Raw genomic sequence first — 11,360 nt, forward strand, 5'->3', positions numbered from 1 at the left:
CTTCTTCTGCTACCCCGGTTCCTCTGTCCTCTCGATCAGAAGGAGCACAGACCGTGGCACGGATCTCCCGTAGGACCTCTGTCGCCGTAGCGGCGGCAGCCATGATCGGCGGTGCGCTGTTCTCCGCGCCCGCCGCCTCGGCCACCGGCCAGGCCGTCCGGGCAGGGCTCGGCTCGTACCTGCAGAACATCAACAGCGGCAAGTGCCTGAGCCCGGCCGGTGGCGGCGGGGCCAACAACACGCCCACCGTCATCTACAACTGCGACTCCGACGCGTCCCGCCAGTGGTACCTGGTCAACAAGGGCAACAACACCTGGCAGGTGCTCAACATCAACAGCGGCAAGTGTCTGAGCCCGGCGGGCGGTGCCGGCGGCAACAACACGGCCACCGTCATCTACCTCTGCGACGACGACTCGTCGCGGTTGTGGTACTTCAGCGGCACCTACCTGGTGAACTACAGCAGCGGCAAGTGCCTGAGCCCGGCCGGTGGCGGCGGCGCGAACAACACGCCCACCGTCATCTACAACTGCGACTCCGACCCGTCCCGCGCCTGGCGGCCGGCGTTCTGACCCCGGCCGACGATCACTGACCCGCTGCGGTGGGGCCGGCGCCCGGAGTGGTGCCCGCCCCGCCGCGAGCGGCGACGGCCGCAACGCGGAGGAACCACCCCGAGCCGGCTGGCCGGCGGGGCGATGGGGAGCACGGTCTGCCGTTGTGCCTTCGACGGGCACGGGCCCGGTGTAGTTTCGGTTCCTGGTGTGCGTCTTCGGGCGGTACTGGACGTCGCGTTCGGGTTCGGGGGGACCGGGCGGCCCCTGACGACCCGATTCCTTCGGGCGGGGGAGAAGAAGGTGAGGTGTCAGGTCCATGATGGAACCGGTAGATCCGGCCGTCCCGCAGCCTCGGTGGATGGCTCGCCCCGATGCGGTCCTGCGGGGGGAGGAGGTCGGTGCCGGACCGACCTACCTCCTGCTCCATGCCGGAGGTGAACGCCGCAAGGTGTGGGCTCCCGTCAGCGAGGTCCTCGTCGGGGCCGGCTTCCGCTGCGTCGCCTACGACCAGCGGGGCCACGGTGACAGTGACGGCCGTCCGCAGGCGCTGGCCCCGTGCGCGGAGGACATCGCCGCGATGCTCCTGGCCGAGCCGCCGGGCGCCGTGGTCGTCGGTGCCTCGCTGGGCGGACTCGCCGCCGTCGCCGCCCTCGCCGATCCGGCGACGCGGGCACGGGTGGCAGGACTGGTGCTGGTCGATGTCGTCCCCTGCCTCGACCCCGCCCGGGTCCGCCGCTTCCTCGCCGCAGGCGGCCTGACCGGCGCCTACACCCTGCTCGTCGAGGACATCCTCGGCCAGGTCCCACGGCTCCGGCGGATCACCGCGGAACTCGACCTCCCCGTCCTGCTCGTCCACGGTGACACCGGCTCCTCGGTCACCGCCGAGGACATCGACCAGCTGCTGCGCCTGGCTCCGCGCACCACCGTCCGGCCCGTCCAGGGCGCCGGACACCTCATCGCCCGCGAGCAGCCCGCGGCCCTGGCCCGGACCATCGTCGCCGTCACCACGGCGTGGCACGGGACGCAGTGATCGCGGGCTCGTGGGTGGAGCCCGGGCCCGCGCGCCAGACCCTCCGGGGATCTCCGTGCGCCTGAGGCCGTGTCCGTCAGCGGCCGCAGGCCCTCGACGTTCTCCAGGGCGGTGCCATGGAGGTCACCCCTTGGAGCGAATCGACCCCACCGCCGCCGCCGTCGTCCGACTCGCCGAACGTCTCGGACGGGTGCACGACGTGCGCCGGCCGATCCCCGAGCGCGTCGCGGGCCGCCGCCGAGCCTGATGCCCGGGGTCGACGTGCCCACTGATCCGCACCACCTGCGGGAACGCACCCACCTGCTGGAGCTCTTCGCCCTCCGGCACGACCAGGGACCGTGCGTCGACTGCTCCCGCACCGGCGCCGCGCGCACCGGTCAGTCCGGGGACGGGCCGGCGGGGGCGAAGGCGAGGGCGGTGTTGTGGCCGCCGAATCCGGCCGAGGTGCTCAGCGCGAGCCGGAGGCGTTGGCGGCGGGGGCCGTCGAGGACCAGGTCGATCCCACCGGTGTCCCAGTCGGGGAGGGCGAACCCCGCTGTTCCGGGCACGAGTCGGTGTTGCACGGTGAGAACCGTCAGGGCTGCCTCGATGGCGCCGGCGGCGCCCATCGTATGGCCGAGCACGCCCTTGGCGGAGGTGACCGACGGGGGGCGCCGGGCGAAGAGCCGGTGGATCAGGCGGGCCTCCGCGGAGTCGTTGAGCGGGGTGCTGGTGCCGTGCGCGTTGATGTGGTCGACGTCGCCGAGGCCGGCCCCGGCCTCGGCGAGGGCCAGTCGGACGGCTTGTTCGAGACCGCGGGCGTCCGGGTGCGGTGCGACCGGGTGGAAGGCGTCGGCGGCCGTCCCGGCGCCGACCAGCAGCGCCCTGGGGGCGGCCCGGCGCGAGGCCGCGTCCGCCAGGCGTTCCAGGACGAGGAAGCCCGCCCCCTCGCCGATGACGAAGCCGTCGCGGTCCGCGTCGAACGGACGGGAGGCGCGGGTGGGATCGGTGTTGCGGGAAAGGGCCTTCATCCTGGCGAACCCGGAGACGCAGACCGGAGTGATCATGGCGTCGGTGCCGCCGGCCAGGGCGACGTCGCAGGCTCCGGTGCGGAGCAGCAGGGCCGCGGTGTGGATGGCGGTGGCCCCGGAGGCGCAGGCGGTGGCGGTGTGCATCACCGGGCCCGTCGTGCCGAATTCGATGGCGATCCGGCCCGCGGCCATGTTCGGCAGGAAGGCGGGAAGCGCCGCGGGGGACACGGCTGCGGGTCCCAGGGTGCGCAGGCGCTCCGCCGCGTGCTCGTAACTGCCCACGCCTCCGGCCGCGGAGCCGAGGACCACCGCGACCCGTGCGCCGTCCCAGCGTGCGGGATCGAGGCCCGCGTCTGCGACGGCTTCCCGGGCCGCGGCGAGGGCGAAGCGGGTGGCGCGGTCCAGCTGCCAGGAGCGGCGTTCTCCGGCCTGCGTCGCGGAGTCCTCGGGGACCCGGCAGGACAGTACGACGGGCAGGCCGGTGAGCGCCGGGTCGGGGGCGGCTGTGCCGACGGCTCCCAGGACACCGCGCCAGGTCGGCCCGGCTCCGTGGCCGGCCGGGGTGACCAGGCCGATCCCGGTGACGGCGAGCGGTGGGTGAGCCGTGCTCATTCGGATCGGTCGGGCTCTTGGGCGGACTGCGCGAGCAGGGTCTCGATGCGGTCGACGAGTCGGCCCACCGTCACATCGCCGGTGGAGTCGCGGTCGTCGTCCAGGGGCACACCCCAGTGGTCCTGGAGGCTGAAGACCAGTTCGACCCGGGCGAGGGAGTCGAGGTCGAGGTCCCCGAGGGCGGCATCGTCGTGGATCGAGCCGGGCGGCGCCTCGAACTTCTCGGTGAGCAGGGTGACCAGGTGTTCGCGGACGGGGTTCACGGTGGGCTGACCTCCTGGTGGTCGTGGAGCGGCGGGCGGGGTTCGGGGGCGGCCGTCCGCACGGGTGCGTCCGGCCACAGCAGGGTCGCGGACGCCCAGGTGAGGCCGCCGCCGAAGGCGGTGAGCAGGGTGCGGGCGCCCGGGGCGCAGGCGTGCCGGGCGGCTGCGTCCGCGAGGGCGAGCGGTACGGAGGCGCCGGCGGTGTTGCCGACCTCGCGGATGTTGCCCAGGCGGTGCCGCGGCGGGACGCCGAGGCGGTCGGCGACGGCGTCCAGGATCCGCTGATTGGCCTGGTGCCCGATGAAGGCCCGGACCTCCTCGGGCCGCCAGCCGGTGGTGGCGAGCACGGCCTCGGAGGAGGAGGTCATGCGGCGCACGGCGTGGGCGTAGACCTGGCGTCCGCGCATCCGGAAGCAGCGGTCGCCGTGTCCGGGGGTGTCGATGCCAATGCCGGTGTCGATGCCGATGCCGGTGGCGGCGGCGGCGGGCAGCCGCGAGCCGCCCGCGGCGACGGTGATCAGGTCGCTTCCACCGCCGTCGCTTCCCCAGTCGGTCTCCAGCACGGCCCCGGGCTCGTCGGCGTCCCCGAGACGGAGCGCCACCGCGGCGGCGGCGTCGCCGAACAGCGGTGCGGTGTCGCGGTCGAAGGGGTCGACGATCGTCGAGTACTTCTCGGCGGCGACCACCAGGGGTGCCCGGCAGGTCCCGCTGCGGAGCAGGGCGGAGGCCGTGACCAGGCCGTAGAGGAAGCCCGAGCAGACGGCCGCGAGGTCGAACGCGGGGACCGTTCCGAGACCGAGCCGGTGGGCGACCTCCGGTGCGGTGGCGGGGCAGGGCCGGTCCGGCGTGGTGGTGGCCAGCAGCAGCAGGTCGGGTCGCGGGACGGCGGATCCGGCGGAGTCGATCGCCGCGCGGGCGGCGGCCGTGGCGAGGTCTCCGGTGCTGACGGCGGGCCCGGCCAGCCGTCGGCGGTGGATGCCGGTGCGGCCGGTGATCCACGCATCGGTGGTGTCCAGGTTGCCACGGGCGATGACCTGGGTGTTGGTCACCACCAGGGGTGGGAGGCAGGAGCCGATGCCGGCGATCACCGCCCTGGCGCGGTCGCCGGGGGCGGAAGGCGGGGAGGTCATGGCGCTGCGAACGGGGAGGGCGGCTTGGGGGTGCCCGCGAGTCCGCCGTCGGGGACCGAGAGGCCGCCGTCCAGGGCGATCGCCTGCCCGGTGAGGAAGGCGGACGCGGGCGAGGCCAGGAACAGCGCCGCTGCGGCGACCTCCTCCGGTTCGGCCCAGCGCCCCAGGGGAACGTGGGCCAGCAGCCAGTCGCTGAGCGCGGCGTCGCTGTGCACGGCGGCCGTCATGTCGGTGCGGACCCAGCCGGGACAGAGGGCGTTGACCCGGATGCCGCTGCGGGCCCAGCCGGCGGCGAGACTGCGGGCGAGGGAGACCTGGGCGGCCTTGGTCGCGGCGTACGCCTCCATCATGGGCGTGCCGACCAGACCCGCGACGGAGGACATCAGCACCAGGCTGGCGCCGTCGGACCGCTCCAGGTACGGGTGGGCGTGGCGGCAGATCGCCGCGGTGGCGTTGAGGTTGACCGAGACGACCTCGTCCCAGGCGGCCTGGGGGAGGTGCTGCAGCGGTGCGAGGAGCGTGCTTCCGTCGGGGTTGGTGGGCAGGACGCCGGCGTTGTGGACGACGATGTCGAGGCCGCCCAGGGCCTCGGCGGCGAGGTCGACGAGGACGGCCCGGCCGGTGTCGGCGAGATCGCCGGGCACCAGGACCGGGGACGCCCCGTAGCGGAGCACCTGGTCGACGGTGTGCTTCAGCGCGGGCGCGGTGCGGGCGGAGAGGGCCAGTCGGGCGCCGGCCTGGGCGAGCGCGACGGCCACGGCCCGGCCGATGCCGCGGGAGGCGCCGGTCACCAGCGCGCGGCGGCCGTCGAGGCGGAAGTGGTCGAGGACGGTCATGGGGCTTCCTCCGGTTTCCGGCGGGGTGTCAGTCGGCGCTTCGGGCGGACGCGCGCAGGGAGCGCGCCCCCGTCCAGGTGAGCAGGGTGCTGCCCCAGGTCAGGCCGGCGCCGAAGACGCAGACGAGCACGCGCGCCCGGTCGGCCAGCAGCCCCCGGGCGGCGGCGTCGGCGAGTGCGAACGGGGCGGAGGCCGCGCCGATGTTGCCCGTGAGGTCCCCGGTGATGTGCAGGCGTTCGGCCGGGATGCCGATCCGGTCCGCGACGGCGCGCAGGAGCACGGGATTGGGCTGGTGGGTGATGAAGGCGTCGACGTCGTCGAGGCCGAGACCGTGGTGGGTGAGGGCGTGCTCCACCAGGCGGGGGAAGATCTCGGTGATGAAGTCGCGTACGGCGCGGCCGTCCATGTGGATGTGGTGCAGCCCCGCGTCCAGGCTCGCCGTCCCGGCGGGGATCCGGCTGCCGCCGGCGGGGATGAGCACGTGGTGCGCGCCGCGGCCGTCCGAGCCGAGGTGGAAGTCGTGGAAGCCGCCGTCCCCGTCGACGGGGCCCAGGACCGCCGCGGCGGCGCCGTCGGCGAACAGGACGGCGGTGCCGCGGTGGGTGGGGTCGACGAACTTCGAGTAGGCCTCGACGCCGACGACCGCCGCGTGCCGGGCACCGGGCGTCGTGGCCAGCCAGGCGTGGGCGACCTTGGCGGCGAACAGCCAGCCGGAGCAGGCCGCGCTGACGTCGAGGGCGACGGCGTTGGTGGCGCCTGTCAGGGCCTGGACGCGGCAGGCGGTGGCCGGTCCGAGCTCGTCCGGTGTGGAGGTGGCCGCGACGACGAGGTCGAGCCGGTCCGGCGCGACTTTGGCGGCTTCGCAGGCAGCCAGTACGGCGGCTGCCGCCAGGTCCGAGGCGGCCTCGTGGGGTGCGGCCCGGTGCCGTTCGGTCACGCCGGTGCGTTCGGTGATCCAGGTGGCCGAGACACCGGCGGGCGGGCCGACCTCGTGGTTGCCGCGCACCGTGGCGGGCAGGTGGGTGCCCATGCCGAGGACGCCGATGCCGGGGGATCCGCTCGGGTTCACGAGGTGCTCCAGGTGCGTTCGTCGGCGTCGGTGGCGGCGCCGTGGGCGGTGAGGAGTGCGGTGGTGCAGTCGGGCCCGTCCAAGGGGGTCCGGGCGACGGCGGCGCCGGGATCGAGGGCGGCCACGATGTCCGGCAGGGCCCGGTGCAGCCGGTCGCACAGGGCGTCCATGGCCGCGGGCAGGCCGCGGACGGTGGAGGGTGCGAGCACGCCGGCGGCCAGCAGGGGGCCGGCCAGGCGTCGGGCCTGGCGGAGGCCGTCCAGCGCGGCGAGGTCGTCCGCCTGCGGAACCGGCCGGTCGTGCCCGTCCGTGTCCTTGCCTCCCGCAGCGGCCTCGGCCGCGAGCCGGCGGGCCTGGACGTCACCCAGTTCCAGGGCATCCTCCAGCAGCGGGTTCCACAGCTCCAGGTCGCGGTGGCCCGCCCCGGCGCGGGAGGACCGTGCCGCGGCGAGGTCGGCGGCGAGGCGGTCCTGCAGGGCGGTGACGACCGCGGGCCACCAATCCGGGTCGGTCGGGTCGGTCGGGAGTGCGCCCGGGTCGGTCGGCGGCGGACCCGAGCGGGCCCGTTCCTCGGCTTCCTCGGCGAGGGCGCGGCCGGCGTCCAGGAGGATGAGGGTGTTGTCCCCGCCGGCGTTGTCGAAGGCTCGGGCGAACCCGAGGTAGCCCGGGAGCCGGTTCCGGTCGAAGTGGCCCGACACCCCGCAGCGGTGCTGCAGGGAGCCGATGACCTCGGCAGCGGTCCGGGTGCTGTGCGCTTTGTGGAGGGCGAGCGAGCGGTCGACCGCGGCCCAGGGGGAGAAGGCCATCGCCGGGTCCGGCCCGGCGGCGGCCCCCGAGGCGCGCAGGTCCGCCCAGGTGGACAGGGCGGCCCGGGCGGTGCGGCGCAGCGAGTGGGCCGCTGCCAGGGCTCCGACGACGGCGTGCTGCTGGGTGCGGTACTCCAGGAGCGGCCTCCCGGGCGCCAGACGTCCGTTCGACCGGCGGCCCGCGTTGAACCGCCAGGCCATCGCCGCACTGCGGCCCGACAGGGCCGCCATCGCCGACGGCAGGGTGGCCCAGAGCCCCTGACCACAGCTCAGGGTTCGCCGGAGCCGGGCGTCGGGACCGGACAGGGGGTCGTGCAGTACGCCCGCGGGGTCGATCGCGGCGCCGTCCGCCAGCCACCGGCCGTACGGGACGCGGGCACCGTGGAAGCGGACGAGGCCGTAGGGCAGGGGGAGCGCGTCGACCGCTATCGGGTCGGAGACGGACACGCCCGGCACCGGGCGGCCGTCCGCTCCGGTGATGTCGACGAGGAAGGAGAACACGCCCCCGTCCTGGGCACCGGCCAGCAACCGTGCGCAGACCACCGCCTGTTGCGGCAGGCCGAACGCCGCGACGGAGGAGAACTTCGCGGCCCGACGGTCCGGGGTGTGCAGCGTGAACTCGCGGTGGACCGGGTCGAACCGGGCCTCGGTGCGGATCTCCAGGTGGCTGCCGGCCTCGCCGATCTCGGTGACCATGAAGGAGCCCTTGGTGCGGGCGTGGGCGAGCGCGCCGCCCCCGTCCGCGGCTTCGCCGCCGAGGAGGACGAGCGAGCCGACGCACAGGACGTAGTGGGACAGGAAGGTCTGGTAGAGCGAGGGGTCGGCCAGTGCCGTCGCCTCGCTGAGAGCGGCCAGAAGGGCCGGGTCGGCGACCACCTCGGCGGCGGGTGGCAGTGATGCCGCCAGGCGCGCCAGCCGCCGGTGCGCGCTGATGTCGGTGCGCAGGGCTTCGTGTCCTGCCCGGTGGTCCCCGAGGAGCTGCCCGAACTCCGTGGCCCGCCGGGGCGGGAGCAGTCCCGAGAGGCGCGTCAGGACGTCGATCGCCCGGGCCCGGTCGTCGGCCGGTCGTCCGGCGCTCATGTGTGCCTCCGCGCGGTCGTCGCGGTCGTAGGGGTCGTCGCGGTCGGGCTGTGGTGCGACGCACCCGTGTCCGTCGCGGTGGGGGACGGGCCGGGAGGCGGGGAGGGGAGCGGCGCCGGCGGGCCGGTGGGCCATCGGCCGTCGGCGATCGGGGCCAGCGCCTCCCGGTACGGATCGATCCGCCGCACGCTGTTCGTCAAGGTGCTGCCGGTGCCCGCCTCGACGATCAGCGAGGCGTCCGTCAGGCCTGCGCCGAGCACCGCCGGCAGGTCGAAGGGCCTGATCAGACAGGCGGACAGCGCTCCCGGCAGATCGGTGTCCGACCGGTGGAACCGGCCGCTCACCACCGAGTAGACCGGTCGGCGCGGGGGAGTCAGGCGCAGCCGCCCGGCGAAGTCCGCGAACGCTCGGGCCTCGCGGGTGAGCGCCGGATGGTGGCTCATGAACGGCAGCCGCAGCCGTCGCGCCGGTATGCCGCGCGCCGTCGCCGAGCGTTCGAGGACGGAGAGCCCGTCCAGGGGCCCGGAGAGCACCGTCTCCCCGCTGTGGTTGACACAGGCCACCACCACGGCGCCGGCGCCCGGCCCTGCCGCGGCGATCAGTCGGGCGGCTGCGGCCGGCCCCGTGCCCAGCAGCGTCATGCCGCCGCTGCGGCCGGTGAGCACCTGGCCGAGCCGGCATGCCAGGCGGGCCCCGTCGGCGGTCGAGCAGCACCCGGCCGCGGTGAGCGCGGGGATCTCGCCGAAGCTGACCGCCAGGAGGCGGTGCGCCCGGCAGCCGTCGGCTTCGAGGGCCCGGTGCACCGCCAGCGACACGCCGAACAGCGCGAGCTGTACGGTCCCGGGCGGGTCGGCGGCCAGTGCGCCGACGCTGAGCGGTGGGCTGCCGGCCAGGCGGGGGCCGATCGGCGGCACGCCGAATTCGGGGGCCACGGCGTCGGCCTCCTCGAAGACCTCGGTGACCGCGGTTGCGAGCGACCGGGCGCGGGGAAGTGTACGAAGCAGTGCCGTCAGGCCGAAATCCCCCTGACCCGGGAACATGTGTACGACACTTCCGGTGGTCGTGGGACTCTGTGGGCCGGACATCATGGATCCCGCCTCCGCCCTGAGCTGGGTTCGAAGAAACGTTCCGTCGTCCTTGATGGTGGAGTCTGCGACCGAACTCGCGGGGCCTTCCCGGCGGTCGGGCCGTCAATTGTTCGGATGTGTCAACTTCCACTGGAATCAGCGGAGTTGATGAGGAAAAGGGCATCCGTCGAAATGGTGCGGGCGGCTAGGATGGCGCAGAGTGCGGAGCGCGACCGCGTGCCTCGGAGGTCGGGTCGGGCATCCGTCGGCAGGGCCTCGAAGACCCGGCAGGAGAGCCATGGGCGTCCATCGTGTGCCGAACACCCGCCTTCGCGAACTGCTCGGCGAAGCCGAGTGGACCGGAGAACAACTGGCCCGGGCCGTCAACCGGATCGGCACGGAGTCCGGGTGCGCCCTGTCCTACGGGCGCGCCTCGGTGCACCAGTGGCTCACCGGCGTGGTCCCCCGCAAGCCCGTCACCCACCTTGTCTGCTCGGCCCTGAGCCGTCGGCTGCGACGGCCCGTCACCCTGGACGACGCCGGCTTCGGCGACTCGCAGCCGGTCCTCCCGCCACCGGTCGTCCCGCCGCCGGAACTCCCGGCAGCGCTCGTGGAGCTCGCCTCCGCGGCCGCCGCACCCGATCGCCACGGGTACCTCCTCCCGTACCGGGCGCCGTCCGTCGGCGGGGGCGTCACCGTGCGGCCGGGTCCGCTGCCGGTCCTGCTCGGGGACCTCGTCGGCCCGGTCGTGGCCGTGGGCGACGCGGGGCCCCCGGCACAGCCGGACATGCTGGAGCTGTTGCTTCCCGTCTTCTCCACGATCGACCGGGCCCACGGCGGAGGCCGGGCCCGCATCGCGCTCGCCGTGTTCCTCGCGACCACGGCGGCGCACATGCTCTCCGCGTCCGCGCCGCCGGTCCGGCGCGCCGGAATCCTCGGAGCCACCGCCCGGCTGTGCTACCTGTGCGCCTTCATGCACGCCGACGACGACCTCAACGGCCTCGCCGCCCGGTACTACCACCTCGCCCTCGACCTGGCCCGCCTCGCCGGCGACACGGCCACCCAGGCGATGACGCTACGGATCATGGCCGCCCAGGCCTACGAACTCGGCCATCGGCGGCAGAGCCTGAGACTGGCGCAGGCCGCCGCCGACTGCCGCATCAGTCCCTCGGCACCGCGCCTCCGGGCCTCCGTCCTGGGGCAGCTCGCCCTGTCCGAAGCCGCGGTCGGCGAGCGGAGGGCCGCACTGCGCCACATCGGCGGCGCCCGCGACCTCCTGGCGGACGTGACCGGCCCGCCGCCGCCGGTCGGCGACTACCACCGGGCTTCGTGGGACCACCAACGTGCCCTCGTCGAGGCCGAACTCGGCGATCCGGCCAGGGCGATCGAGTTCTTCGAGACGTCCGCCGCCCGCAGGTCGCGGACCGAGTCCCGCTCCCGTGCCGTCGTCCTGAGCAAGCTGGCCGAACGCCAGCTCGCCGCCGGGCGGGTCGAAGCCGCCTGCGCCACCTGGCACGAGTTCCTCGACGTCTACCCGATGCTGACCTCCCGGCGTGCCCGCGCGGCCAGGGCACGGATACCCGGCCTCCTGCTTCCCCACTCCCGACGGCCGGCCGCGCACCACCTCCTCCGACGCGCCGGCGCCCTCGGTCCCCGCTGAGGCGTCACGCGGTACGGGACCGCGAACGGGCTGCTCGGTCGGCCGGTGGCCGGTGGCCGGTGGCCGGTTGCTGGTTGCTGGTTGCCGGGGGACGGTGCCCGGGGCGGCCTGTCGTGAGCGCGTCTCGCTCACCGACAGGCCGGTCTCGTCGGCCTGGTGGGTGGATCAGGTGTCGGCGGCGGGTTGCTGTCCGGCGTCGCGGCGGAGTTGTTCGTTGATGCGCAGGGCTTCTTCGAGTTGGTCTTC

The 11,360-nt window shown here is 74.8% G+C and carries 10 protein-coding genes; 3 read left to right on the forward strand and 7 right to left on the reverse strand.

The annotated features are described in order from the left end of the window. The first annotated feature begins 53 nt into the window (after positions 1-53). Both IF01_RS0122900 and IF01_RS0122905 read left to right on the forward strand, forming a co-directional pair. The gene (locus tag IF01_RS0122900; protein ID WP_157855314.1) at positions 54-569 is read left to right on the forward strand and encodes an RICIN domain-containing protein; all 516 of its coding nucleotides are present in this window, start codon (positions 54-56) and stop codon (positions 567-569) included. A 340-nt stretch (positions 570-909) separates the two neighbouring features. Next, positions 910-1,581, forward strand: a complete 672-nt coding sequence (locus tag IF01_RS0122905; RefSeq protein WP_030395380.1) for an alpha/beta fold hydrolase — start codon at positions 910-912, stop codon at positions 1,579-1,581. A gap of 377 nt (positions 1,582-1,958) precedes the next feature. Here the strand turns inward: IF01_RS0122905 and IF01_RS0122915 are convergent, their stop codons facing one another. Genes IF01_RS0122915 through IF01_RS42190 form a run of 7 tightly spaced genes read right to left on the reverse strand, consistent with a single transcriptional unit; the run spans position 1,959 to position 9,319 of the window. Further along, positions 1,959-3,203 carry a beta-ketoacyl-[acyl-carrier-protein] synthase family protein gene (locus IF01_RS0122915; RefSeq protein ID WP_030395381.1) on the reverse strand — a complete coding sequence of 415 codons (1,245 nt, stop codon included), beginning with the start codon at positions 3,201-3,203 and terminating at the stop codon, positions 1,959-1,961. Next, positions 3,200-3,466 carry an acyl carrier protein gene (locus tag IF01_RS0122920; protein ID WP_030395382.1) on the reverse strand — a complete coding sequence of 89 codons (267 nt, stop codon included), beginning with the start codon at positions 3,464-3,466 and terminating at the stop codon, positions 3,200-3,202. Before IF01_RS0122920 ends, IF01_RS0122915 begins: the two co-directional genes overlap by 4 nt. Continuing rightward, positions 3,463-4,596: a beta-ketoacyl-ACP synthase 3 gene (locus IF01_RS0122925; protein WP_051755974.1), complete on the reverse strand. Its 1,134-nt coding sequence runs from the start codon at positions 4,594-4,596 to the stop codon at positions 3,463-3,465. The genes IF01_RS0122920 and IF01_RS0122925 overlap by 4 nt, the downstream gene beginning before the upstream one ends. Then, on the reverse strand, positions 4,593-5,432 hold the full coding sequence (locus tag IF01_RS0122930; RefSeq protein WP_030395384.1) for an SDR family NAD(P)-dependent oxidoreductase: 840 nt from the start codon (positions 5,430-5,432) through the stop codon (positions 4,593-4,595). Before IF01_RS0122930 ends, IF01_RS0122925 begins: the two co-directional genes overlap by 4 nt. A gap of 28 nt (positions 5,433-5,460) precedes the next feature. Next, the gene (locus IF01_RS0122935) at positions 5,461-6,462 is read right to left on the reverse strand and encodes a 3-oxoacyl-ACP synthase III family protein (RefSeq protein ID WP_037780810.1); all 1,002 of its coding nucleotides are present in this window, start codon (positions 6,460-6,462) and stop codon (positions 5,461-5,463) included. Positions 6,463-6,497: 35 nt separating this feature from the next. Continuing rightward, positions 6,498-8,387 (reverse strand): acyl-CoA dehydrogenase family protein, encoded by a 1,890-nt coding sequence (locus IF01_RS48420; RefSeq protein WP_157855315.1) that lies wholly within the window; start codon positions 8,385-8,387, stop codon positions 6,498-6,500. Further along, entirely contained in the window at positions 8,384-9,319 is a 936-nt protein-coding gene (locus tag IF01_RS42190) for an acyltransferase domain-containing protein (RefSeq protein WP_063764279.1), read from the reverse strand. Before IF01_RS42190 ends, IF01_RS48420 begins: the two co-directional genes overlap by 4 nt. A gap of 433 nt (positions 9,320-9,752) precedes the next feature. Between IF01_RS42190 and IF01_RS0122950 the strand changes: the two genes are divergently transcribed. Continuing rightward, positions 9,753-11,114: an NsdA family TPR-like regulatory protein gene (locus IF01_RS0122950; RefSeq protein WP_043477806.1), complete on the forward strand. Its 1,362-nt coding sequence runs from the start codon at positions 9,753-9,755 to the stop codon at positions 11,112-11,114. Positions 11,115-11,360: the final 246 nt, after the last annotated feature.

The organism is Kitasatospora purpeofusca (assembly GCF_000718025.1).
GTDB lineage: Bacteria > Actinomycetota > Actinomycetes > Streptomycetales > Streptomycetaceae > Kitasatospora > Kitasatospora purpeofusca.